This is a genomic window from Streptomyces sp. LN549 (genome assembly GCF_043203805.1).
In the GTDB taxonomy this organism is placed as follows: domain Bacteria; phylum Actinomycetota; class Actinomycetes; order Streptomycetales; family Streptomycetaceae; genus Streptomyces.
Genome location: NZ_JAZHRI010000002.1, coordinates 7,297,499 through 7,322,836, shown reverse-complemented (window position 1 = coordinate 7,322,836; position 25,338 = coordinate 7,297,499). Strand labels below are relative to the sequence as shown.

Annotated in this window: 18 protein-coding genes and 1 pseudogene; 9 read left to right on the top strand and 10 right to left on the bottom strand. The window is 70.9% G+C overall.

Translation table 11 applies throughout. The annotated features are described in order from the left end of the window. Positions 1-63 precede the first annotated feature (63 nt). The 6 genes and pseudogenes from SH922_RS32705 to SH922_RS32680 form a co-directional block, all read right to left on the bottom strand. The gene (locus SH922_RS32705) at positions 64-3,822 is read right to left on the bottom strand and encodes a S8 family serine peptidase (RefSeq protein WP_393062161.1); all 3,759 of its coding nucleotides are present in this window, start codon (positions 3,820-3,822) and stop codon (positions 64-66) included. Positions 3,823-3,925: 103 nt separating this feature from the next. Further along, positions 3,926-5,077, bottom strand: coding sequence for an XdhC family protein (locus SH922_RS32700; protein WP_393062160.1), 1,152 nt, complete (start codon positions 5,075-5,077; stop codon positions 3,926-3,928). Between the two features lie 36 nt (positions 5,078-5,113). Beyond that, on the bottom strand, positions 5,114-6,571 hold the full coding sequence (locus SH922_RS32695; protein ID WP_393062159.1) for an NCS2 family permease: 1,458 nt from the start codon (positions 6,569-6,571) through the stop codon (positions 5,114-5,116). A gap of 269 nt (positions 6,572-6,840) precedes the next feature. Continuing rightward, positions 6,841-9,226, bottom strand: a pseudogene (locus SH922_RS32690) (xanthine dehydrogenase family protein molybdopterin-binding subunit). Between the two features lie 3 nt (positions 9,227-9,229). Continuing rightward, positions 9,230-9,823: a (2Fe-2S)-binding protein gene (locus SH922_RS32685; protein ID WP_393062158.1), complete on the bottom strand. Its 594-nt coding sequence runs from the start codon at positions 9,821-9,823 to the stop codon at positions 9,230-9,232. Between the two features lie 2 nt (positions 9,824-9,825). Further along, positions 9,826-10,716: an FAD binding domain-containing protein gene (locus SH922_RS32680; RefSeq protein ID WP_393062157.1), complete on the bottom strand. Its 891-nt coding sequence runs from the start codon at positions 10,714-10,716 to the stop codon at positions 9,826-9,828. A gap of 274 nt (positions 10,717-10,990) precedes the next feature. Between SH922_RS32680 and SH922_RS32675 the strand changes: the two genes are divergently transcribed. The 3 genes from SH922_RS32675 (at position 10,991) to SH922_RS32665 (ending at position 14,356) form a co-directional block, all read left to right on the top strand. Beyond that, a complete protein-coding gene (locus SH922_RS32675; RefSeq protein WP_393062156.1) occupies positions 10,991-12,712 on the top strand; it encodes a PucR family transcriptional regulator in 1,722 nt (573 codons plus the stop codon). A 323-nt stretch (positions 12,713-13,035) separates the two neighbouring features. Continuing rightward, complete coding sequence (locus tag SH922_RS32670) at positions 13,036-13,821, top strand: hypothetical protein (RefSeq protein WP_362553913.1); 786 nt, start codon at positions 13,036-13,038, stop codon at positions 13,819-13,821. A 145-nt stretch (positions 13,822-13,966) separates the two neighbouring features. Next, a complete protein-coding gene (locus tag SH922_RS32665) occupies positions 13,967-14,356 on the top strand; it encodes a hypothetical protein (protein WP_393062155.1) in 390 nt (129 codons plus the stop codon). 91 nt (positions 14,357-14,447) lie between these two features. Here the strand turns inward: SH922_RS32665 and SH922_RS32660 are convergent, their stop codons facing one another. After that, on the bottom strand, positions 14,448-15,209 hold the full coding sequence (locus SH922_RS32660) for a GntR family transcriptional regulator (RefSeq protein WP_393062154.1): 762 nt from the start codon (positions 15,207-15,209) through the stop codon (positions 14,448-14,450). Positions 15,210-15,355: 146 nt separating this feature from the next. Here SH922_RS32660 and SH922_RS32655 point away from each other — a divergent pair, with 146 nt between their 5' ends. Next, positions 15,356-16,204, top strand: coding sequence for a (2Fe-2S)-binding protein (locus SH922_RS32655; protein ID WP_393062153.1), 849 nt, complete (start codon positions 15,356-15,358; stop codon positions 16,202-16,204). A gap of 227 nt (positions 16,205-16,431) precedes the next feature. Further along, on the top strand, positions 16,432-17,505 hold the full coding sequence (locus SH922_RS32650) for a DUF2637 domain-containing protein (protein ID WP_393062152.1): 1,074 nt from the start codon (positions 16,432-16,434) through the stop codon (positions 17,503-17,505). Between the two features lie 52 nt (positions 17,506-17,557). Here the strand turns inward: SH922_RS32650 and SH922_RS32645 are convergent, their stop codons facing one another. After that, positions 17,558-17,956, bottom strand: coding sequence for an ATP-binding protein (locus SH922_RS32645; protein WP_393062151.1), 399 nt, complete (start codon positions 17,954-17,956; stop codon positions 17,558-17,560). A 142-nt stretch (positions 17,957-18,098) separates the two neighbouring features. Beyond that, entirely contained in the window at positions 18,099-20,036 is a 1,938-nt protein-coding gene (locus SH922_RS32640; RefSeq protein WP_393062150.1) for a serine/threonine-protein kinase, read from the bottom strand. Positions 20,037-20,263: 227 nt separating this feature from the next. Between SH922_RS32640 and SH922_RS32635 the strand changes: the two genes are divergently transcribed. The 3 genes from SH922_RS32635 (at position 20,264) to SH922_RS32625 (ending at position 21,852) form a co-directional block, all read left to right on the top strand. Continuing rightward, positions 20,264-20,854 carry a TetR/AcrR family transcriptional regulator gene (locus SH922_RS32635; protein WP_393062149.1) on the top strand — a complete coding sequence of 197 codons (591 nt, stop codon included), beginning with the start codon at positions 20,264-20,266 and terminating at the stop codon, positions 20,852-20,854. Positions 20,855-20,987: 133 nt separating this feature from the next. Next, positions 20,988-21,380 carry a ribonuclease domain-containing protein gene (locus tag SH922_RS32630; RefSeq protein ID WP_326656968.1) on the top strand — a complete coding sequence of 131 codons (393 nt, stop codon included), beginning with the start codon at positions 20,988-20,990 and terminating at the stop codon, positions 21,378-21,380. A gap of 82 nt (positions 21,381-21,462) precedes the next feature. Beyond that, a complete protein-coding gene (locus SH922_RS32625) occupies positions 21,463-21,852 on the top strand; it encodes a barstar family protein (RefSeq protein ID WP_393062148.1) in 390 nt (129 codons plus the stop codon). Positions 21,853-21,908: 56 nt separating this feature from the next. Here SH922_RS32625 and SH922_RS32620 read toward each other — a convergent pair whose 3' ends face one another. After that, positions 21,909-24,293, bottom strand: a complete 2,385-nt coding sequence (locus tag SH922_RS32620; protein ID WP_393062147.1) for a M9 family metallopeptidase — start codon at positions 24,291-24,293, stop codon at positions 21,909-21,911. Between the two features lie 288 nt (positions 24,294-24,581). Here SH922_RS32620 and SH922_RS32615 point away from each other — a divergent pair, with 288 nt between their 5' ends. Continuing rightward, entirely contained in the window at positions 24,582-25,292 is a 711-nt protein-coding gene (locus tag SH922_RS32615; RefSeq protein WP_393062146.1) for a hypothetical protein, read from the top strand. Positions 25,293-25,338: the final 46 nt, after the last annotated feature.

The window sequence follows — 25,338 nt, the reverse complement described above, 5'->3', positions numbered from 1 at the left end:
CGAAGGCGGCCGCCCACCCCGTTCCCGGGATGCGCGGCCGCCTTGAGTGAGGACTTCAGCAGGTCACTTCAGGCCGAAGGCCCGGATGATCTCCTGGTCCACGGCGAGACCGTCGCCGGCCTCGGCGTGCGCCTTGAGCGAAACAGCGGTGGCACCCTTCTGCGGGGTCTTGAACCGGGCGGTCCAGGAACCGGCCGAGTCCTTCTTCAGCTGCACCGCGCTCCAGCTCTTGCCGTCGTCGTAGCTGACCGACAGCGAGGCCTTCGTCGCCTTCACAGCGCCCTCCAGCCACTCCTGCGTGGTGGACGACAGACCGATCTCGGTCCACTTCCCGGCCTTCGCGTCACCGGCCAGGTCCGTCTTGACGTCGTAGTCCAGCTGGAGCAGCGGGATGTCGGCCTGCGACGGACCGTTCGGGTCGAGCTGACCCGAGTGGAAGTTCCACTCGGTGTGCGTCCGGATCGAGGTCTTCCAGATCTCCGCGTTGCGCGAGGCGTCGAGGACCAGCCGGTACGGGAGCTTCTCGGGCGAGAGGCCCCAGGCGTAGCCCGCGCGGCCGAGCGTCTCGTCGATCAGTGTGTCGCCCTGGTAGAAGGCGGAGGTGGTGCTGCCGTCGTACTCCTTGTCGGGCATGGAGCCGGAGTGGCCGGTGCCGGCGTCCGTCCACGGCGTGATGTTGAACTGGATGTCGTTGGACGCGGACCGGAACGGACCCCAGTACCCGGTGCCCAGACGCGGCCGGGTGACCGGCGCGAACCAGTCGGCGGGGTAGGTGTGGCCCGCCGTGTAGTCCAGGTTGCCGCTGCGCTCCTCCAGCGAGCTGTCCGTGCCGCTCTGGTCGAGCACCGTGTGGTCCTCGTACCAGAACGAGTCGCCCGGCAGCGGGTTGACCCACTCGGTGCGGGTGGCGGGGTACTTCTCGTACTCGGGGAAGCCGATTCCGTAGCCGTAGTCGGGGATGTCGTAGCGGTAGCCGCCGCCGAGGGCGTCCCGGTCGCCGTAGAAGGTGTTCTCCACCTTCGCGAGCTGACGGGTGGACGGGGCGAAGGCGAGCGAGCGATCGGGGATCGTGCCGTCGTGGCGGTCGACCAGGTCGTACACGTAGCTCGCGAACTTCCGCTGGTCGACGGTCACCTTCTTGCCGTGCTGGGCGGCCTTCACCAGGTTCTCGCCCGCGAGGCGCTGGACCGAGGCGACCGGGATGGGCAGCGTGGTGCCGTAGTCGGCGTAGGACTCCATCAGCACGCCGTCGCCGGCGTTGACGACGAACAGCGCCTTGGCGCCGGCGGCGATCGCGGCAGCGGCCCGGTCGGCGGGGGCCACCGCGTCACTGCTGCGGATCACGACGGCCTTGCCCTTGGCGTCGAGGCCCTGGTAGTCGGCAGTGGCGCCGTTGCCCGCGAAGACGCTGCCGAGCTGCTGGCGGCTGTCCTCGGCGAGGGCCGAACCGCTCTGCACGGCCACCGGGACATCGCGGCCGTCTGCCGTCAGGTCGAGCAGCTTCTCGCCCTGGCGCCAGCGCGTCAGGAAGCTGAAGCTGCCCTGGGTGACCTTCTTGGTGGGGCTCGCCCACAGCTGGTCGTACATCATCGGGATCTGGAACGCGTCGCGCTGGACGGTGCCGTCCGGTGCGATGCGCGCCATGTCGTAGCGCAACTGGCGGGTCTCGGTCTCCTGCGGCGTCCGCACACTGACCTTGTGGGCCTTGGAGGCGTCGAGAGCAACAGTGGTGGGCTTGTCGAGGATGATCTCGGGGGCTGCCAGGAAGGCGACGGCCTTCGAGTCGGCGGTGTCGCCCTTGATGTCGACGGCGGCCCAAACGGTGTAGTTGCCCGGGGGCAGCCGCAGCGTGGTGTCACCGGGGACGGCGACGACATCCAGGTACGGGTCGCCGAGGAGAGCGAGGACGACCTGGCCGTCCATCGGCTTGCCGTCGCGGCCGCGGAGCTGGAGCGTCAGGTCGTAGAGCTCCTGCTCCTTGTTCAGCGCGAAGCCGGTGTGCGCGGCGATGGCGCCCGAGGCGTCCTTCGCGATCACCTGCCCGGAGAACGTGGTGTTGTTCGCGACCTTGGAAGGGTCGAGCGAGAGCACGGCCTCGGCCGTCGAACCGGCCGGCACGGTCAGCTGCTTCACCGACAGCGTGTACGCGTCCACGTCGGTGTCCGTCGCCAGATCGAGGGTGACGTCCTCCGTACCGTTGTTGCGGTACGTGATCGTCCGCTCGGCAACCGGGTCGGAGGCGCTGTGCGGCCAGGCGTAGGACGCGACCGCGACGGAACCGGTGGCCTCGATCTTCGTGTCGATCGCGGCCTTCACGTCGACGCGTCCGGTGCCCTGCTCGTACGGGGTGTAGGCGGGCAGCACCTTCGACGAGGTCATCAGCGCGTCCTTGATGCGCTGACCGGACCAGTCGGGGTGACGCTCCTTCAGAATGGCTGCGGCTCCCGCGACATGGGGCGTCGCCATCGATGTACCGGACATCGACTGGTACATGCCGCTGATGCCGGGGACCGACTGCGAGGCGGCCGCGTTGATGTCGACGCCAGGTGCGGAGAGGTCCGGCTTGAGGCCGTAGGAGCGGACGAGCGGGCCCATGGAGGAGAAGTCCGCGCGGTTGTCCTGCTTGTCGACGGCGGCGATGGTGAGCGCCTTCTCGGCCGAGCCGGGCGAACCGATCGTGCCGGCGCCGTACGCGTTGCCCGCAGCGATCACGAAGAGCGGACCGCCTTCGGCCGACAGCGCGTTGACGGCCTGGGACATCGGGTCGGAACCGTCGTCCGGGACGCTGGAGCCCAGGCTCATGGAGACGACGTCGGCACCCTCCGCCTTCGCCCACTCCATCGCCTCGATGATGCCGGAGTCGGCACCCGAACCGTCGTTGCCGAGCACCTTGCCGACGAGCAGACCGGCAGCCGGGGCGACGCCCTTGTTGACGCCGTCGGACGCGGCACCGGAGCCCGCGATCGTGGACGCGACGTGCGTGCCGTGGCCGTGCTTGTCGTCGACGTCCTGGCCCGGCACGAAGCTCTTGGACTCCAGGATGCGGTCCTTGACGTCCGGGTGGTCGGCGTCGATGCCGGTGTCCAGGACCGCGACCTTGACGCCCTTGCCGTCGTAGCCGTCGGCCCACGCCTGCGGGGCGTTGATCTGCGGGACGGAGTCCTTGAGCGCCGCCTCGACGCGGCCGTCGAGCCACAGCTTCGCGATGCCGTTGTCCAGCGAACGGGCCGTGGAGGTACGCGCGATGTCGTCCCAGAAGGCGCGGGTGGTGTCCTTGTCGGCCTTCAGCGCCGCACCGTGAATGGACTCCAGCGCCCGGACGGTCTTGCTGCCGCGCGGGGCGACCGGCAGCGAACGGCCCTTGGTCACCGGGTAGGTGGCGATCAGCGGGATGCCGGCCGTCTTCTTGTCGTCGTAGCCCATCTTCGTGAGCGCTGTGACGTTGAAGAGGCGGCGGTCCAGCTTGCCGGCGGCGATCAGGCTCTGGGCCTCCTCGGGCAGGACGTAGATGTCGTCACCGGCCTGCTGGACGTGCACGCCGCCGACCGCGCCGTCGGGGCGGTCCACCGTGACGGTGTCCTGCTTGCCCGCACCATCGGCGTAGTGGACGACGTCACCGGTGACCAGGGTGATGTCGTGCCGCTCGACCGGGGTGGCCTGCCGGCCGGCGGAGGGTGTGGGCCCCTCGGCCGCGGACGCGGCCCCCGTGGCGGGCAGCAGGGCGCCGCTCACCAGGGCGACGGAGGTGGCTATGAGGAGAGCTCTTCGTCCCGCACGATCGGGTCTCGCCCGGCCGGAACCGGTGGAGGGTGTGAATGTCATGCAGCTGATCTACCGCTAAATCGGCGGCTGCGGTGAGGTTCGCGCTGGCGTGAATATGCCGTGGCGGCAACCCGCCTGTCGGTTCGGGTGATTCGGGCGGTGTTCAGGCAACGGAGCCGATCCGCCCGGCCGGTGCCAGGGCGCCGCCGTGGTGGATCGGGGTGTGGGCGCCGGTCAGCGGGACACCGCTGCCGCCGCGCCGGTCGGCGACTATCTCGGCGGCGATCGACAGGGCCGTCTCCTCGGGCGTACGGGCCCCGAGGTCGAGGCCGATCGGCGAGTGCAGCCTGGCGAGCTCCAGTTCGGTGACGCCGGCCTCGCGCAGCCGGTCGTTGCGCTCCAGGTGGGTGCGGCGCGAGCCCATCGCGCCGACGTAGGCGACCGGCAGTTTCAGCGCCGCCTCCAGGAGCGGCACGTCGAACTTGGCGTCGTGCGTGAGTACGCACAGGACGGTGCGTGCGTCGACGTCGGTTCCGGCCAGATAGCGGTGCGGCCAGTCGACGACCAGTTCGTCGGCGTCCGGGAAACGCGTCTTCGTGGCGAAGACGGGGCGGGCGTCGCACACCGTGACGTGGTAGCCGAGGAACTTCCCGGCCCGCACGAGTGCGGAGGCGAAGTCGATGGCCCCGAACACGATCATCCGGGGCGGCGGGACGCTGGACTCGACGAGCAGCGTGAGGGGCTGCCCGCACTGCGAGCCGTCCGCCCCGATGGTGAGGGTGCCGGTGCGGCCCGCGTCCAGCATCGCGCGGGTCTCGGCCGCCGCGGTGCGGTCCAGCTCGGGGTGGCCGCCGAGCCCGCCCTCGTGACTGCCGTCGGGGTGGACCAGCAGGGGTCTGCCGAGGAGTTCGGCGGGTCCGTCGGTGATCCGGGCCACCGCTGCCGCCTCCCCTCGTGAGGCGGCAGCGAGCGCCGCGGCGAACACCGGGCGGGCGGGATCGTCCGCCCTGACCGGAGTCACGAGGATGTCGATGACACCGCCGCAGGTCAGACCGACCGCGAAGGCGGTCTCGTCGCTGTAGCCGAACCGCTCCCGCACGGTCGTGCCGTCGTCGAGGGCCTGTCGGCACAGTTCGTACACCGCGCCCTCCACACATCCGCCGGAGACCGAGCCGATCGCCGTGCCGTCGCGGTCGACGGCGAGCGCCGCACCCGGCTGCCGGGGCGCGCTGCCGCCGACGGCGACGACGGTGGCCACGGCGAAGTCACGTCCCTGCCCGGCCCACCGGTCGAGCTCCTCGGCGATGTCCAGCATCTCGGTCTCCTTGGCGGAAGTATGGAGGGGCGGGCGTCAGCTGACGCCCAGCCAGCTCTCGATCGGGTGAAGGGCGAAGTAGATGACGAAGATCACCGTCAGCCCCCACATGAAGGCACCGACCTCGCGGGCCCGGCCCTGGGCCGCCTTGATCGCGACGTAGGAGATGACGCCCGCGGCCACACCCGTGGTGATGGTGTACGTGAACGGCATCAGGACCACTGTCAGGAAGACCGGGACGGCGACGGAGCGGTCGCTCCAGTCCACGTGCCGGGCGTTCTGCATCATCATGGCGCCGATGACGACCAGGGCGGCGGACGCCACCTCGGCCGGAACGATCGCCGTCAGCGGGGTGAAGAAGAGGCAGGCGGCGAAGAAGAGTCCGGTGACGACGGAGGCGAGCCCGGTCCGGGCGCCCTCCCCGACACCGGTCGCCGACTCGACGAAGACCGTCTGTCCTGAGCCGCCGGCGACGCCGCCGATCGCGCCGCCCGCGCCGTCGATGAACAGCGCCTTGGACAGGCCCGGCATGCGGCCCTTGTCGTCGGCCAGCCTGGCCTCCGTGCCGACACCGATGATGGTGGCCATCGCGTCGAAGAAGCCGGCCAGTACCAGGGTGAAGACGATGAAGCCGACGGTCATCGCACCGACGTCGCCCCAGCCACCGAACTCGACGTCCCCGAAGAGGGAGAAGTCGGGTGACGAGACCGCCGAACCCCGCAGCTCGGGCGGGCCACTGCTCCAGATCTTCGGGTCGACGCCGGCGACCTTGTTGATCACGACGGCGACGACGGTGCCGACCACGATGCCGATGAGGATCGCGCCGGGGATGTTGCGGGCCTGCAGCATGAAGATCAGCAGCAGGGTCACCGCGAAGACGAGGACGGGCCAGCCGACGAGTTCGCCGGCCGGGCCGAGGGAGACCGGGGTGGCGGTGCCCTTCTGGACGAAGCCGGCCTTGTAGAGGCCGATGAGGGCGATGAAGAGCCCGATGCCCATGGTGATGCCGTGCTTCAGCGGGAGCGGGATCGCGTTCATGATCAGCTCACGCAGTCCGGTGACCACCAGGAGGCAGATCACCAGCCCGTACATCACGCACATGCCCATGGCCTGCGGCCAGGTCATCTCCGGAGCGACCTGTGAGGACAGGACGCCGGAGACGCTGAGACCCGCGGCGAGCGCGAGGGGGACCTTGCCGACGAATCCCATCAGCAGGGTGGTCGCCGCGGCCGCGAGCGCGGTGGCGGTGATCAGCCCGGGCTGACTGAGGAGGTTGCCGTCGACGTCCTTGCCGCCGAGGATCAGCGGGTTGAGCAACAGGATGTACGCCATGGCCATGAAGGTCGTGACACCGCCGCGCACTTCGGTCGCGACGCTCGATCCACGCTCGGATATGTGGAAGTACCGGTCGAGCCACGATTTTCCGGCGGGGACGCGCGAGCCCGGGCCCGCGTCCTCCGCACCGGTCTTCGGTTCCACTGACTGCTGGGTCATGATGCCTGACTCCCAAGGTTCACAGGGGCACCCGCGATGAAGAATGGAGATGCGGGATTTGGGATGAATGCTCCGGCTGCACGACCCGGGGGACGGCCCGAGACGAACTGTTCGTACGGAATGGGTGGAACGAGTACTGCCGCTGCTGTGGCGCAGGGGATCAAGGGCCGCGAGCGGTGCGGAACTTGGGATCTCCGGGCGGTGCGGGCGCAGGAAGTGTGACGTTCCCTGAGGCGCGCACCGCCCGGAGAGCTGAGGAGGAGCTCCGGTCAGGTGCCGGTCAGGTGCTCGGGCCGGACCGGTGTCCTGTTGAGCTCCAGCCCCGTCGCGTTCCGGATCGCCGCGAGGACGGCCGGCGTCGACGACAGGGTGGGGGCCTCGCCCACGCCACGGAGCCCGTACGGGGCGTGGTCGTCGGCGAGTTCGAGCACGTCGACCGGGATGGTCGGGGTGTCGAGGATGGTGGGCAGCAGGTAGTCCGTGAAGGACGGGTTGCGCACCTTCGCGGTCTTCGGGTCGACGATGATCTCCTCCATGACGGCGATGCCCATGCCCTGGAGGGTGCCGCCCTGGATCTGGCCGATGACGGAGAGCGGATTGAGCGCCTTGCCGACGTCCTGGGCGCAGGCCAGTTCGATGACCTTGACCAGGCCGAGCTCGGTGTCGACCTCGACGACCGCACGGTGCGCGGCGAAGGAGTACTGGACGTGGCCGTTGCCCTGTCCGGTGCGCAGGTCGAAGGCCTCGGTGGGGCGGTGGCGCCACTCCAGCTCGATGTCGATCGCCTCGTCCTCCAGCACGTCGGCCAGGTCGGCCAGCACCTCGCCGCCGTCGGTGACGACCTTGCCGCCCTCCAGGAGGAGTTCGGCGGTGGCCCAGGCGGGGTGGTACGTACCGAACTTGCGGCGGCCGATCTCCAGGACCTGTTCGCGCACGGCCTCGCAGGAGTTCTTCACCGCGCCGCCGGTGACGTAGGTCTGGCGGGACGCGGACGTGGAGCCGGCCGAGCCGACCCGGGTGTCGGCCGGGTGGATGGTGACCTGGGAGACGCCCAGTTCGGTACGGGCGATCTGGGCGTGCACCGGTGACGCCGCCCTGTCCGACCTCCGCCATGGCGGTGTGCACGGTCGCGACGGGTTCGCCGCCGATGACCTCCATGCGCACCCGGGCGGTGGAGTAGTCGTCGAAGCCCTCGGAGAAGCCGACGTTCTTCAGGCCGACCGCGTAGCCGACGCCGCGCACGACACCTTCGCCGTGCGTGGTGTTGGAGAGTCCGCCGGGCAGCGCCCGTACGTCGGCGTGCTCGCCGGCGCTCTCCCACTGGCGCTCGGGCGGCATCGGCCTGGCCTTGACCCGGCGCAGCAGTTCGGCGACCGGGGCGGGCGAGTCGACCCGCTGGCCCGTCGGCAGCAGGGTGCCCTGCTCCATGGCGTTGAGCTGCCTGAACTCGACCGGGTCCATGCCCAGTTCGGCTGCGACCTTGTCCATCTGCGCCTCGTAGGCGAAGCAGGCCTGGACCGCGCCGAAGCCGCGCATCGCGCCGCACGGCGGGTTGTTGGTGTAGAGGGCGATCGCCTCGATGTCGACGTCGTCGATGACGTACGGGCCGACGGCGAGCGAGGAGGCGTTGCCGACGACGGCCGGGGAGGCCGAGGCGTAGGCGCCGCCGTCCAGCACGATGCGGCACTTCATGTGCGTCAGCTTGCCGTCACGGGTGGCGCCGTGCTCGTACCAGAGCTTGGCGGGGTGGCGGTGGACGTGCCCGAAGAAGGACTCGAAGCGGTTGTAGACCATCTTGACCGGCTTGCCGGTGCGCAACGCCAGCAGGCAGGCGTGGATCTGCATCGAGATGTCCTCACGGCCGCCGAACGCGCCGCCGACGCCGGAGAGCGTCATGCGGACCTTGTCCTCGGGCAGGCCGAGGACGGGGGCGATCTGGCGGAGGTCGGAGTGCAGCCACTGGGTGGCGACGTACAGATCGACGCCGCCGTCCTCGGCGGGTACGGCCAGGCCGGACTCGGGGCCGAGGAAGGCCTGGTCCTGCATGCCGAAGACGTATTCGCCGCTGACCACGACGTCGGCGCGGGCCTTCGCCGCCTCCGCGTCGCCGCGGACGATCGGCTGGCGGTGGACGATGTTGGGGTGCGGTACGTGCCCGATGTGGTGGTCGTCGCGGCCCTCGTGGACGAGGATCGCGTCGGGGGCCGTCGCGGAGGCCTCGTCGGTGATGACCGGGAGCTCGCGGTAGTCGATCCTGATCTTCGCCGCGGCGCGGCGGGCCGTCTCCGGGTGGTCGGCGGCGACGAGCGCCACCGGCTCGCCGTGGTGGCGGACCTTGCCGTGTGCGAGGACGGGGGTGTCCTGGATCTCCAGACCGTAGTTCTTCACCGCGGCCGGCAGGTCGTCGTAGGTGAGCACGGCGTAGACACCGGAGGTGGCGAGCGCCTCGGAGATGTCGATCGAGACGATCTCGGCGTGCGCGACGGTGGAGCGCAGGGTGTGGCCCCAGAGCATGTCCTCGTGCCACATGTCCGAGGAGTACGCGAACTCGCCGGTGACCTTCAGGATGCCGTCGGGGCGCAGCGTGGACTCGCCGATGCCGCCCTTGGTCCGGGTGCCCTGGTTGATGTTGGTGGGGGAACCGCTGACGCCCATCGTCTAGACCGTTTCTTCCGCGCGGGCGGCCGCGAGGCGGACCGCGTCGAGGATCTTCTCGTAGCCGGTGCATCGGCAGAGGTTGCCGGAGAGCGCCTCGCGGATGTCCGCGTCGGACGGCTCAGGGGTCCGCTCCAGGAGTTCGTCGGCCGCGACGAGCAGTCCGGGGGTGCAGAAGCCGCACTGGACTGCTCCGGCATCGATGAACGCCTGCTGGATCGGGGACAGCTCGCCGGTGTCGCGGGTGTCGTCGCCGGACGGCCTGGCCTCCCACTGCCGTGCCTTGTCGAGCGCGGTACCGCAGGCTCCGGAGGCGCAACCGGTGCCGGGGTGGGCCTCGGCGCGGTGGGCGGCGAAGTCGGCGAGGCCTTCGACGGTGACGACGTCGCGGCCCTCGACCTGGCCGGCTGCGACCAGACAGGCACAGACGGGCACGCCGTCCAGGCGGACCGTGCAGGAGCCGCACTCGCCCTGCTCGCAGGCGTTCTTGGAGCCGGGCAGGCCCATCCGCTCACGCAGGACGTACAGGAGGGACTCGCCCTCCCAGACGTCGTCGGCCTCGTGCCGGCGGCCGTTGACCGTGAAATTGACGCGCATGATCAGGCAGCTCCTTCAGTGCTGCGGCCGTTGCCGCGGTACGACTCCCAGGTCCAGCCGAGGGTCCGGCGGGCCATGATCCCGACCGCGTGCCGGCGGTAGCTCGCGGTGCCGCGCACGTCGTCGATCGGGTTGCAGGCCGCCGCGGCGAGCGTGGCGAACTGCTTGGCGATCGAGGGCGTGATGATCGTGCGGCTGTCCCAGAACCCGCCCTCTTCCAGCGCGGCGTTCAGGAAGTCCTCCGCCTCCTTCGCCCGTACGGGTGTCGGGGCGGCGGATCCGATGCCGGTGCGGACCGTGCGGGTCTCGGGGTGCAGGGCCAGGCCGAAGGCGCAGACGGCGATGACCATCGCGTTGCGGGTGCCGACCTTGGAGTACTGCTGCGGCCCGTCGGCCTTCTTGATGTGCACGGCCCGGATCAGCTCGTCCGGCTCCAGGGCGTTGCGCTTGACGCCGGTGTAGAAGTCGTCGATGGGGATCAGCCTGGTTCCGCGGACGGATTCGGCCTCCACCTCGGCGCCCGCGGCGAGCAGCGCCGGGTGGGCGTCTCCGGCGGGCGACGCGGTGCCCAGGTTGCCGCCGACACCGCCGCGGTTGCGGATCTGCGGCGAGGCGACGGTGTGCGAGGCGAGCGCCAGACCCGGCAGTTCGGCCCGCAGGTGGTCCATGATCTGGCTGTACGGGACCGAGGCGCCCAGCCGTACGCTCTCCTGGCCCACTTCCCACTCGGACAGCTCACCGATGCGGTTCAGGTCCAGAAGGTAGTCGGGCCGGCGGTGGTCGAAGTTGATCTCGACCATCACGTCGGTACCGCCCGCGATGGGTACAGCCGTCGGGTGCTCGGCCTTGGCGGCGAGCGCCTCCTCCCAGCTGGCGGGGCGAAGGAAGTCCATGGGTGGCTCTCTTCTTCTCAATCGGGTCGTTCGCCGGGGTTGTCGTTCGTCGGGCTGGGGACGGCCGGCCCTCTACGGGTTGTTCCTGTGTTGTTCACATGGTGTGTGGCCCAGTACACAAGCCCTGCTCCACCTGGTGCAGTCACCGAAACCATGAAGGAGTTGGCTGGTCTCCTCGCTCGTCTTGTAGATTCGAACGAATGGCGGGGATCGGTGACCTCACCGCAATACCCAGTTTTCACCCGCACCAACGAATGAGATCGGCGGCGACGAGATGCGGCTGCGCGCACTGCTGGAGACCGACGCGCTGGGCCTGCGGCTGCTCGGCGGCGACGAGGAGCTGGACCGGTCGGTCCGCGGCGTGATGACCACTGACCTGCGGGACCCCAGCCGCTACCTCGCGGGCGGCGAGCTGGTGCTGACCGGGCTGGCCTGGCACCGGGACGCGAAGGACTCGGAGCCGTTCGTACGGATCCTTTCGGGGGCCGGGGTCGCCGGGCTCGCGGCGGGCGAGGCGGAGCTCGGCGCCATCCCGGACGATCTGATCGAGGCGTGCCGCCACCACCGGCTGCCGCTCTTCGCCGTGAACGAGACCGTCGCGTTCGCAACGATCACCGAGCATGTGGTCCGCCAGGTGTCCGGCGAGCGGGCGGGCGACCTGGCGGCGGTGGTGGACCGGCACCGCAGGCTGATGACCTCGGGGCCGGCGGGCGGCGGCCCCGAGGTGGTCCTCGATCTGCTCGGCTCCGACCTCGACCTGCACGCCTGGGTTCTCTCGCCCACCGGCCGACAGATCGCGGGCGCGGGCGCACCGCTGTCCGGACCGGCCGGCGCGGAGCTGGCCGGGCTGCACCTGGCGGCGGTGCGCTCCGGCCGCCGTGCCCCGCACCGGGCCACCGTCGACGGGGTCACGTATTCGCTCTTTCCGATTCGCAACCACGGCAGGGGCACCGTGCCGGCCTCCCGCGATGTGCGGGAGTCGGTGCTCTCCGACTGGCTGCTGGCCGTCGAGGCCGATGCGGGCGACTGGTCGGCCGCCCGGCTCGACCTGCTCCAGGGCGTCACCCAGCTCATCGCGGTGGAACGGGACCGGCGCGACGCGGCCCGTACGGTCCGCCGCAGGCTCGCCCAGGAGGTCCTGGAGCTGGTCCAGGCCGGCGCGGCGCCGACCGAGATCGCCGCCAGGCTCCGGGTGGCCGCCCCGGTCCTGCTGCCCGGCCTCGGGAGCGCGCCGCACTGGCAGGTCGTGGTGGCCCGGGTCGAGTGGAACGAGGCGGACGCGCCCGGCGGCACCGGCTCCGGGATCGCGGGCGGGCCGGCCGCCCGGGCGCTGCTGGAGGAGATCCTGGTCGACCCGGCGGTGACCGGGCCGGACTCCGCGGACCGGATCGCGGTCGCCCACACGGGCGACGAGGCCATCGCACTCGTACCGCTGCCCGCCCTCACCGACGCCCGGCCGGAAGCGGACGAGACCGGCGAGGAGGCCCCGGCGAACGACCCCGCGCTGCACGCCGACGCCCTGCTGGCCGCCGTGCGCGCCCCGCTCTCCGCGGGCCTCGCCGACGACGGGCGCCTGACACTGGGTGTCAGCGCCTCGGTGCATTCGCCCGAGGGGCTGCGCGGCGCCCTGGAGGAGGCCCGGCACGCCCGCCGGGTGGCGGCGGCCCGTCCGGGGCGGGTCTGCGCGGCCGGCCACCACGAGCTGGCCTCGCACGTACTGCTGCTGCCGTTCGTCCCCGACGACGTACGTCGCGCGTTCACCGCACGGCTGCTCGACCCGCTGCGCGACTACGACCGGCGCCACCGCGCGGAGCTGATCCCGACCCTGGAGGCGTTCCTGGACTGCGACGGTTCATGGACCCGCTGCGCGGCCCGGCTGCACCTCCACGTCAACACACTGCGCTACCGGATCGGGCGAATCGAGCAGTTGACGGGACGTGACCTTTCACGGCTCGAGGACAAGCTCGACTTCTTCCTCGCCCTGCGTATGAGCTGACGCCCGGGGGCCCACGGCGGCTACCACGGACTCCGTCGATTGTGAAAAGTTTCACCTGACATTGGCTCGACCTCTTGGCCCGGCGTGCCATTCCGTGCTGTGATGCGGCCAGACTCAGAGTGCCCGGCCATTGAGGGGTGGGTGAAGGAGCAGGGCTGGGTGCGTGCAGCTGCAAGGCGGAGGACTGAGCCATGGCGGAGCCATGGTGATTGACGACAACGCCGCAGATGTGCGCACCCAGCCCTGCGACGCCGCCCCCAATGGCCGGACGCTCTCCACAGCTCGATGGCGCGCTCGGGGAGGGCAATGTGGCGCATACCGCCATGTCTGGTTCCGGAACGACAGCAGATGACGATCCGCCGCTCCAGACAGCGGTATGGCGGCTGCGGTCACGCGCCTGCTGGACGGACGCCGCGGCACTGCTCGAACACGACGCCGCCACCGACCCGGCCGCGGCCCTCCAGCGCACGGCGCTGCTGACCGAGCGGTGTCTCTACACCGGCCAGGGCTGGACCGACGCGGAGGACGCGCTGCGCACCGCCGAGGCCATGGCCCATGACGATGCCGAACGCGGGGCCGCCGCCTGCGAGCGCGGCTATCTGGCGTACGCCTCCACCCTGCTCGGCGTACGGGACCGGGCCGACGAGGCACGGGTGGCGCTGAGCCGCGCCGCGGCACTGCTCGCCCCGGCCGCCCCGGGCCGTCCGCTGCTCGACTTCCGGCGGGGCCTGATCGCCCAGAACATCGCCGACTCACCGCAGGCCGCCCGCGCCGCGTACCGCAGGGCCCACGCGGGCGCCACGGCCCAGGGAGACGCGCTGCTGCTCTCCTCCACCTGGCGCCATCTGGCCCTGATCGCCCTGCGCGAGGGCGAGCTGGCGGAGGCCAGGCACGGCTTCGCGGAGTCCCTGCGGATAAGGGAGGAGCTGGGCTACCTGGTCGGTACGGCACCGGCGCTCATCGCCATGGCGGACGCCGAACCGGAGCCCGAGGCGGCGACCCGGCTGCGCGCCGAGGCGGGCAGGCTCTTCCGGCTGCTCGGCGGCGTACCGACCTGGCTGGCGCCGCATCTCGACCCGCCGGGGCCGGAGACGGCCGGGGCGAACTGAGACACGGGCCGGCCACGAGGACCGTCAGGTACGGTCCTCTACCGGGTCGCCGGGCTTCCAGCCCGCGTCGCTCCACTCGGGGGTCGGCGTCGGACGCGGCGGAGCGGGCGGGGGGTTCGGGCCGCGGTTCGGGTTCTGCGGCACCGTGGCGGCGGGTTTCCCGTTCTGCCCGCCGCCGCCGCGCCGGGGCGGCGCGACCGGGGATTTCAGCGGTGCGGGCTTCCTCGTCGGCGGCACGGAGACGGCGGCCGCGGCGGAGGCGGTCGCAGCCGAGGCTGACGGGGTCGCGGAGTGCGCCGGGCTCGCGGAGTGCGCCGGCGAAGGCGCGGTGGCATCCGCAGGTGTACGCGCGGGGCTCGCGCTCCGCGACGGCGTCGCGGCAGCGGGTGTCCCAGGAGGCGTTCCGTCGGAGCTGCCGGACTCGGAGCAGCCCGCCGCCGCCAGCGCCAGTCCCAGCACCACCAGTAGCGCGGACGCCCCCCGCGGCCCTCGGTTCCGCATCATCCCTGCCCCCTCGAAAACGATCATGCGATGAGAGGCACAGAGTATCCACGGCGGTCCGTGGCAGCGGCAGCAGCCCGGACGGGAGGGTCAACGGTCCGTGGCAGCGGCAACCCGTACGGGGGTCAGCGGTCCGCGCCGGTGAAGTGCTCGCGCACCAGCGCCTGCACGACGGACAGGTCCTGGGCGATCAGCGCGTCGAGCAGCGAGGCGTGTTCCACCGCGTCGGCGACGAGGTCGGCCCGGCGGGTGGCCGGATTGTGCCCCAGGGGCCACTGGGAGCGGCGGTGCAGGTCGTCGGCGACCATCACGAGTTGCTGGTTGCCGGAGAGCGCGAGAACCGCCCCGTGGAAGGCCCGGTCCGCCTCCGCGTAGCTCGCCCGGTCGCCGACGGCCGCCGCCGCGACGGTGGCGTCGGCCAGCGGGCGCAGGGCGCACCAGCCGGCCGGCGGGACGGTGCGGGCGAGCCGCAGCATGACGGGGACTTCGAGCAGCGCCCGCACCTCGGCCAGCTCGGCCAGCTCGCCCGGCCCGCGCTCGGCGACCCGGAAGCCGCGGTTCGGCACAACCTCGACGGCCCCCTCCACGGCCAGCTGCTGCATCGCCTCGCGCACGGGGGTGGCGGAGACCCCGAAGCGGGCACCGAGCGCCGGGGCCGAGTACACCTGCCCGGGGATCAGTTCGCCGTCGACGAGGGCGGCGCGCAGGGCGTCCAGGATCTGGCCGCGCACGGAGTGCCGCTGCACCACGGTCCGGGGGGCGGGCGGCTCGCTGTGGGTGTGCTCGCCACGCGCCTGCTCCGGCACCCGGAGGGACGAGGAGGCGGTCATGGGCGCGGCGGACGCATGCGGTGTCCACACGTCCTCACGGGCTCTGCCCTGCTCCACGAGTACCTCCTCGGCCGGTCGCGGGCGCGGCTCGCGTGCACGGCGCCTCGTGTGCACGATAGGCGGAGGAGGCTGCAGTTCAAACATCGATCGCGTCGGGTAAGGTAAGGCTTACCTGCAAACGATCGCGATTCGGTGGTCCCTGCATGACCCTGCCCACTCTGCTCCCCGGCACGACGACCTCGGCGGTTACGGACGCGTACGCGCGCCTGGCCGAGGTCTTTCCCGGGCTGCGCGCGGAGGTACTCACGGACGGCGAGCCCGCCCCCGGCGGCGCCGGCTGGGTGGCTGCCCACGAGCTCGCGGCCGGGGGCAGCGGACTCGACGCCTTCCTCGCCTGGGACGACGCCCAGGTGCTGCGGGACTACGGGCAGCAGGCCCGGCCCGACGTGGTCGCCGGCTTCGGGCTGCACCGCTACGCATGGCCGGCCTGTCTGCTGGTGACGGTGCCGTGGTTCCTGCACCGGCGGGTGCCGCGGATCCCGGTCGAGAACGTCACCTTCCAGCGGGCGCTGGGCCATCTGGCGGTACGGGTACAGGAATTCGCCTGCCTGCCCGGCGATCCGGCGGCGGAACTGCCGGGCGCGCGCGTGGTGGCGGACGAGGCCGCGCTGCGCGCCGAGGTGCTCGCGTCCGTGGCCGAACACCTCGGCCCGGTGCTCGACGGCTTCGGCCCGCGGATGCGGCGCGGCAAACGGGCCCTGTGGGGCATGGCGACGGACGAGGTCGTCGAGGGCCTCTGGTACGTCGCCCATCTCCTCGGCGAGGAGCGGCGCGCGATGGCCGAGCTGGAGATGCTCCTGCCGGGCACCACGAAGCCGTACGTCGGCACGGCGGGCTTCCGGGAGCTGACCGGACCGGACGGGCAGCCGCTGCCCACCCGGGACCGGGCGAGCTGCTGCATGTTCTACACGGTGCGGCCCGAGGACACCTGTGTCACCTGCCCGCGCACCTGCGACGCGGACCGGGTCCGGAAGCTGAGGCCCGCCCCCTGATCCGCACTGCCCGCCGGGGTGCCGCGACCCGAAGGTCCACACCGCCCGCACGAGTGACGCGAATCGAACGCAACTCCCTTGCGGCATACAGGCATTCGACCAGATCGCGGTTATCCGACGGCTCTGCCACCCCATTGGTGTTCTCTTGCCCCGAAACCGCCTGAACGCGACGCAATCCCCGGCACGATGGCAGCCGAAACGCCCTATCGCGATGCAAGGGATCGTGCATGAGACTGACCGACGTATCGCTTGACTGGCTGCTTCCGGCTGCCGTGCTGCTGGCGGGGGTCATGGCGGCGGTTGCGGTGGTCGCGCGCGGCAAGCGCGCCTCTGACACACCCGCGGCCGACGACACCTGGGAACGCAGCGAGGACCGGCGCAGACGCAAGGAGGCGCTGTACGCGACCGCCTCGTACGTTCTGCTGTTCTGCTGCGCGGCGGTCGCCGCCGCGCTCTCCTTTCACGGACTCGTCGGCTTCGGCAGGCAGAATCTCGGCCTCTCCGGAGGCTGGGAGTATCTGGTGCCGTTCGGCCTCGACGGGGCGGCGATGTTCTGCTCGGTGCTCGCTGTCCGTGAGGCCAGCCACGGCGACGCGGCGCTCGGCTCACGGCTGCTGGTGTGGACCTTCGCCGGTGCCGCCGCCTGGTTCAACTGGGTGCACGCGCCGCGCGGCCTGAACCACGCGGGTGCTCCGCACTTCTTCGCGGGGATGTCGCTCTCGGCGGCCGTGCTCTTCGACCGGGCGCTGAAACAGACCCGGGTGGCGGCCCTGCGCGAACAGGGCCTGGTGCCCCGTCCGTTGCCGCAGATCCGGATCGTACGGTGGCTGCGCGCACCCCGGGAGACCTTCGGCGCCTGGTCGCTGATGCTGCTCGAAGGCGTACGCACGCTGGACGAAGCGGTCGACGAGGTACGTGAGGACCGCCGGGAGAACGAGCAGAACCGTCTCCGCAGGAGGGACCAGGAGAAGCTGGACCGGGCGCAGATCAAGGCCCTGAACCGGCAGAACCGGGCCTGGGGGCGGGTCGGCCGGGGCAGCGCCCAGGTTGACGTCCAGGCCATCGCCCCCGCGACGGGCTCCGCGCAGTCCGTCGCTGAGCCCGCCATATCCGGTCAGCTGCCCCTGCGACCCCGGCCATCCCTGCAAGCCGCCAACGGCCCGAACTCCGGGGGCGTCCCTGAGCTGGGCGCGACTGACCCGAGAGCGGTCGACCTCACTGCCGAGGACGACACCCATGCACTGCCCAGGCTCGACTCGCTGGAGCAGAAGCTGAAGGACCTGGAGCAGCAGTTCGGCTGACGTGCCGGCCTGCGGCCTTGCGGGACACGGCCCTGACGATCCGGTCGGATCGTCAGGGCCGTTCGCCGTCCAGCTCGAACCAGACCACCTTGCCCAGGGCGTGCGGGCTGATCCCCCAGGAGTCCGCGAGGCTCTCCACCAGGACCAGTCCCCTGCCGTGCGTACCGTCGTCGGCGTCCGGTACGTGCGACACGGGCATGCCCGGGACGAAGTCCCTGACCTCCACGCGCAGCTTCTGCGGCGCCACACTCACGGCGACGACCGCCCCGTCGCCCGTATGGACCAGCGCATTGGTCACGAGCTCGCTGAGCAGCAGCTCGGCCACCTGCGCGGGCTCCTCCTTCCATCGATATCGCAGTAATTCCCTTACGGCGCCTCGCACTTCCGCGACGGCCGCCAGGTCGGCACGGCCGACTCTGCGATGCAGTCGGGCCAATTCCTGACGCCCCATCGTTTCCCCCGCCCACACAGCGAATCGCCCCCTGTTATCGAAGGTGCTCACGCAATGCATGCCCCGCCTACGGGCTGTCACGCTTGCGGATGCGTCACGAGGCCGGTGATTCCAGCGACCCGCGGGTGGCCGTCGGCGGACCTCAGGCCCGTTTGTAGTAGTAGCCGTCGGCATGGGCGGCGCCGACGTTGTGCTGGACGCCGCTGCCGTTGAGAGTGAAGTACGACGCGTCGAGCGTGGCGTAGCAGTAGCCGGGGTTGGCGCCGACGAGCTTGGCCGTGCCGACGTTGATACGGCTGTTGCCGCTCGCGGTGGAGGTCACCTTGGCCTCGTACGGGCAGCTGTTGACCGGGAAGTCGGACAGGCGCACCACGCCCGACCCGGAAATGGTGATCACGCCCGGCTGCCCCACGTTGTACGTGTCGCCGTACTTCCAGGTGCCCACGAACGACGACGGCACCGTGCTCCCACCACCTGATCCGCCCGTGGAGCCCGAGGTGCCGCCCGAGCCGGTCGTGGTGGACCCGGAGGTGCCACCGGAGCCGCTCGTGGAGCCCGAGGTGCTGCCCGGGCCACCGCCGGCCGTACTCCCGCCGCTTGAACCTCCGCTGCTCGAACTCCCGCCGCCCGTCGCATCGGTGCCGCCTCCCGACGACGTTCCGCCGCCATCGGAGGAGCCTGCGCCGGAGCCCCCCACGGCGGACGTACCGCCGCCGTCCGGTATTCCGGCACCGCCGTCCGAGCCTCCGGCGTCACCGCCTGCCTCCCCGTCGTCGCCGTCCTTCTTGCCGCCGCCCGCCCGGGGACTCCTGTCGCTCCGGGGAGGTGAGCCATGCGGTGCCGACGGCGACGCCGGCACCGACGCGGCTGTCGCACCGGTGGACGGGGACGCGTGGCTGCCGCGGTCACTGTCGCCGCCGAACGGCTGCAGAACCGCCAGCGTGCCGCCTCCCCCGGCCAGGACCACGACCAGGGGAACGGACACGATCCATGGGCGGCGTCGCCCGTCCCGCTTGCGTTCGGGCTCGACCGCCCCACCGACGGAGGAGACCACGGGAACCTCCGCCGGCGCCCGCAGGCCGACCGTCCCGCGGTCGACGCTCTCCTGCCGCACCGGCGCCGCCTCCGCGTCCAGGAGCCGCGCCGACTGCCGCGCGAGGTGGCCCACCACTCCGGCCGGCAGCCACGACGCCCCCGCGGCAAGGCCTTCACTGCCTCGCTCCGCCAACAGCGCTTCCACGGAAGGTCGTTCGGCGACGGACTTGGCGAGGAGGCGGGTGATCAGGGTGCGCAGACCCTCGTCGCGGACCTGATCGACATCGGGCTCGGCCTCGACGATGTGGTACATCACCGCATGCTGGTTGCTCACCCCGTTGCCGAACGGAAGCTTGCCGGTCGCCGCGTACGTCAGCACGCAGCCGAGGGTGAACACGTCACTCTTCGGGCCCGCGCTCTCGCCGCGGATCTGCTCCGGGGCCATGAAGCCGGGCGATCCGATCACCATTCCCGTGCTGGTGAGGAGCGAGTCGACGGACGTTTCGACGGCACGGGCGATGCCGAAGTCGATGACCTTGGGCCCCTCGACCGTGAGCATCACGTTCGACGGTTTGAGGTCACGGTGGACGATGCCGGCCGAGTGGATGTCCTTGAGCGCGCGCAGGAGGCCGTCGGCGAGGGCGAGTACGGACTCGGAGGGCAGCGCGCCATGACCCCGGACCACCTGCTCCAGGGAGAGGCCGGGGACATAGCCCGTGGCCACCCAGGGGTACTCCTCGTCAGGGGCCGCGTCCAGAACGGGCGCGGTGTAGCGCTCGCCCACGCGCCTCGCCGCGTCGACCTCACGGCGGAAGCGCGCCCTGAACTGCGGGTCCGCGACGTGCTCCGGGTGCACCACCTTGACCGCGACCGTGCGACCGCCCTCGGAGCGGGCGAGGTAGACCCGGCCCATGCCCCCCGCGCCGAGCCTGCCGAGCAGAAGGTAGGGCCCGATGCGGACCGGGTCGGTCGCGGCCAGGGGCTTGATGCCGCCGTCGAGGTTGTCCTCGCCGTCCTCGTGGTCACCGTCGTGCATGCTGGTCATGTCCGAGTACTCCCCCGTGAGCCCCGCCGCGCATTCCGCCCGGGACCGCATCCGCCACCTGAAATCCCCATGCGCCGACGTGACTTGGCGCAGAAGGTGTTCAGTCTGAGGCACAGCATGCAACGATTGGAACTGTTTCCGGAAATAATTCCGGAACATTCTTCAACTCTGTTCCCCGCCGGCGGGTCCATGGGGGAACGCCGGATCCGGGAGCTGGGGCGACGTCGATGAGTCCGAAGCAACAACGCGGTGAGGCCACAGCGGCGCACGTGCTCGACTGCGCACTGGACGTCTACGCGTCGGACGGCGAGGCCGGACTCACCCTGGGCGCGATCACCTCGGCCAGTGGCGTCAGCGCGGGAAGCATCTACCACCACTTCGGCAGTCTTCAAGGCGTCGTGGTCGCGCTCGCGCAGTCCTGGCTGGGCCGCCTCCTCGACGAGCTGGGCGGGGAGCTGATGCGGGCGGAGGACGCCCGCACCGGCGTCCAGGCGGTGGTGCGGGCCTACCTGCACTTCATCCAGGTGCACCCGGACGCTGCCCGGCTCATGCACTCCGTCACCGTGGACCGCGAGATCACCGCACGCGCCCGTCAGATCCGCGGCGCCCAGGAGGCCCGGCTGGCCCCACTCGCGGCATGGCTGCGCACCCACCAGGAGTCGGGCCAACTCGCCGACCTCCCCCTGCCCGTAGTGGAATCACTGATCCTGGGCCCCGTGACGGGCATCGCGCGCCGCTGGCTCTCGGTCGGTGACATCGACATCGAGGAGGCCGTCCGGACGGTCCCGGACCGCATTTGGCGCTCCGTCAGCCCCTGACACGCGCTGCGCGCTCAGGGCGTGCGCCGGCCCGTCCGGAGCGCAACGTTTACCTTCTCCTCGGTTAACTTCACAAAAATTCACCCTTGTTGGCGTTGACGGGACCGCATCTACGCGCGTCATCATGGTGGTTATGCGAATCCCCCCACGGATCACCACGCTCGGCGGCGTCGCCGCCCTCCTGTCCGTCCTCTTCGTCGGCGGCCCCGTCACGGCGACCGCGACCGCCGCCACCACCTCCGTCGGCAGCATCTGTTACTCCGCGCTGCCGTCCCAGGCCCATGACACCCTCGATCTCATCGACGCCGGCGGGCCCTTCCCGTACGACCAGGACGGGACCGTCTTCCAGAACCGCGAAGGCGTGCTGCCCGGACAGAGCACCGGCTACTACCACGAGTACACCGTGATCACCCCTGGCTCCCCGACCCGCGGTGCGCGACGCATCGTCACGGGCGAGGAGGTCCAGGAGGACTACTACACCGCCGACCACTACGAGACCTTCGACCTCGTCGACCACGGCTGCTGAGCCGCACCCTCGGTCCGGTCCGCGCCGTAGCCCCCCACCTGCGGCGCGGATCACCGGACCGACGTACTTGTACGCTCCCCCCATGACCGTGACCTATGTGATCGACGGCTCCGAGGTCACCGGCCCGGAGCGTTTCTGGGACGTGATCGGCGAGGCGGTGAACGGGCCCGGCGGATACTTCGGCCGGAACCTCGACGCCTTCGCGGACTGCCTGAGCGGCGGGATGGGCACGCCGGACGACGGCGACTTCGTGATCGAGTGGCGGGACCACGCGCTGTCGGCGCGCGCGCTGGGCCACGAGGAGACCGCACGGTATCTCCGCGGACTCGTCGGCCGGGCCCATGCGAGCAATCAGCAGCGCCTGCTCGCCGAATCGGCACAGGCGGCCGAGGGACTAGGCCCCACCCTCTTCGACCGGCTGGTGGAGATCATCCGGGACCGGACGGGACCGGACACCCTGCGACTGCTCTGAGACCGCTCCGGGCGCCACGGCCGCGGTGATCCGCACGCGTGACGCCCGGTCCGGGATCAGTACTGCGTGGACACGTTCACCGCACCGAAGTCCTGCACGGCGTACAGGCTGATGTAGTGGGCACCTTCCGCCGGGTTCTCGACCGTCAGCGTGTGGCTGTTGCCGCCGCCGGTCGCCCGGGATGTGTAAGCCCCCGTGGTGGCCCAGCCGTTCGCGTTGTAGTAGAGGTCGGCGTCGCCCGTACCACCGCTCGTGGTGATCTTCAGCCGGGCGGTTCCGGCGGGCACGTAGACGTACAGGTAGGAGTAGTTGCCCCGGGTCGCCTGCTGTCCGCTCCTGGTGCAGTCCTGGCCGAGCTCGCGCACATCACCCGCCGTGCACTCGGCCGAAGGCTCGGTCGGCGGGTTGGTGGTGCCGCAACTGCCGGCCGCGCATGCCGTCAGCCAGGCGTTCCAGTCGGAGTCGTAGCGGCTGCCGATGGTGGAGGTGAGCAAGGTGCGGGCACCGTTCCAGTCACCGCTGCGGTAGAGGCCCAGCAGTCGGTCCACGTCCGCCCGGTGCGACTGGAGCATGTAACGGACCGCGAGGTAGCCCCAGTTGTAGATGCGTGTCTGGTCGGCGTTCTCGTAGGTGGTGTCGAACAGGGAGCTCAGGGTGTAGGTGTGTGCGGCGGCCTGGGTGACTGCGTCGTCGTAGGTGACGTCACGGTAGGAGTAGGAGACGTACTCCGCGAAGCCCTCGACCCACCAGATGGTCGGGGTCGTCACACCCGCTTCGAAATCTCCGGCCATGTCGAACCGGCCGTCGAGGTAGTGCGTGTACTCGTGGTTGAGGTTCCAGATCTGGAAGTCGGGGCGCACCCATTCGGCCTCGTAGGCGATGAACCGCGGCTGATTGCCGGCCGCTGCCGGGTCGCCCTCCAGGTACATGCCACCGTTGTTGGTGTCGATGCCGTAGATGGCTCCGGCGTAGGTCTGGTAGTCGGTGCTCGAATCGAAGACGACCACCTCGATGGTGGTGTTGTTGTCATCCGCGACGGGTCCGCCGTCCCGGGCCACCTCGTGGAAGTAGGCGTCCTGGCCCCGCAGGCTGGTACAGGCTGATGCGAGGTCGGCCGAGGACATCTGCTGCGCCAGGATGCGGATGCTGTCGCTGCAGGTGTGCTCGACGGGAAGGACGGCGCTCCTGATCCGTGCCGCCAGGTCGCAGGTGCCGTACGCGGCGCAGTCGGTGTGGTCGTAGTAGTCGGTCATCTCGGCCAGTCCGACCCAGAGCGGTGCGGTGGGTCCGGTCAACGAGCTCCGGCCGAGCAGGTCGATGACAAGCGGACGGGCCTTGGGCCGCAGCGGTTCCTCCTGGAGGAAGCGCCCGAGTTCGCGACCTGCGTTGGAGGTGAGGTACGAACGGTCCGTGCCCAGCAGGCCGAGGTGGTCGCGGGCGAATCCTGCGAGCGAGTCGAGCAGGCTCGGGTCGGCCTGGACGGCGGTGACGAACGCGGGCAGTTGATGACCCCGGAAGGTCACGGTGTAGACGTTGTTGACCGCGTTGAGCATGTACCAGGAGCTGTCGTACGAGGAGTCGTAGCCGGCGAGCAGCCGCTTGACCACGTACAGGTAGCGGTCGTTCTGCTCGGCGCTGTCGATGAGCGTGACGGCCTCGGCCAGGGTCTCGCCGTTGGCGTCCGTGACGTCACGTGAGTGTGCCGAGGCGAAGAAGGCGTCGAGCCCGCTCTGAATGGCGGTACGCAGCGGGGCGCCGTAGCCGCCGACGGTGCCGGGGTCGTAGTACTGCACGTAATAGCCGGCGCGGAGGAAGAGCACCAGCTGCGGCATGCCGGTACTGCTGTCACCCGGGTACGCGGCCGATCCGTCGCGCAGGGCGTTGGCGACGCTGACCATCTGGGCCTCGCGGAAGGCGAGGTAGCCGTCGTTGCCCTTGACTCCGAACAGGGTGTTGACGCAGTCGGTCGTCGACGACTTGATCTGCTGGACCAGGGCGCTGCCGGTGCGGCTCGTGAAGTCGGCGACGGAGCACGCGGCGGCCGGAGCCAGTCCGGCCGCTTCGGCGGCGGAGCGGGCCTTCGCCCTCATCGACGGGGCCGGGTGGCTCGGCGCGGCGGCGCGCGGGTCGTCGTAGTCGCGCTTCAGCGCGTCCTTGGACGCGGCCTGCGGGGCCCGGTCGGCGGGCTTCAGGGCTGCGCCGCCTATGTGGCCGGCGTCCTCGACGGGCGCGGTGAGAGCCTGCGCGGCGGGGCCGCCCGGTTCGGGCGCCCCGGGTCCAACGGCCTTGCCCGCGGCGGCCGTCGCCTGGGCGGCGGCCTGTGCGGAGGGCCGGGGCTCGGCGGCCCGGCTCGGTGCGGCGAGCATGCCGACGCCCAGACAGGCGGCCAGGGCCACGGTGGACAATCCGGTGAATCTCTGTCGAACCGTTCGGTTCTTCACGTGCCGCCTCCCAGCGGTGTGGTGTCGCGCGACGTTGCGCGGCGTGGGGGATGGTGCGGTCGAGGCCCGGATGGATGACCCGACTCATGACATGAGCACGACCTCAAGCGCGACCGTCAGTACAATGGCACATGTCACATGTCCTTCGGAAGGAGCTGTGCGCAGATTCATCTGCGCGCCAACTCCCGTCCGCAGCGCCCTGCTTGCAGACGATTGCGCTTCAGCCCGAGAAGTTCCGAGTCAAGGTTCGACGCACCCCGGCGCAGCGACTGGGGGATGATCTCCTGCGTGACGAAGGATGCGGGTGCAGGTGCCGGCGTGGACGAAGCCCAGGTGTGGGACGCCCGGCTGGGCTGGGCGTTCGGGCTGATCGCCGACGATCCCGCCGAGCGGGCTGCGGCGCAGGTCCGGCTTGCCGATGTCCAGAGGAACGTGCGGGATGCTCTTGGCCGGTTCAACGAGTTGTGGCACTTGACGCTGCCGCTCGGCGGACGGGAGCAGTGGCGGGATCCGGCCTTCCTGCAGGCACATGAGATGTACGTCGAAGCCGGGAAGTATGCGCTGCCCAACGCGTTGTGGAACCGTCCGCCCGGGGACATCAGGTCATGGCCGGGCCTGCCCTATGCGCTCCTCTTCCTGGAATGGGAGGCGAGGTATCCGCAGGAGTGGACCCGGCATGCCAAGAAGTGGGGCACGAAGCAGAGGCTCATACGGGACCTGGCGGTCACTGACCACAGCGAGACCGTCAGGGCGAAGCTCACCGACCTGGTCGAGACCGTCGTTCACAGGGCCTACCGGTGCAAGGATCGCGAGTACCTGCGCGTTGCCCGAACGGTTGACAGCGAGGATCTGCGCGGCAGGCTGGAAACTGCCGCCCGGTCCGACAACCCATGGGCGCAGCAGCATGCCGGCTATGTCCTTTGGCTCCTCGATCACCCCGAGGTGCCCAACACGATCCACGTCTGGCAGAACTGGATCGCGGCCGTAGCGAGCGAATGAGGCCCCCGCCGCCTGTGCGGCATCCCTTGAGTGCCCCGGAGCCCCG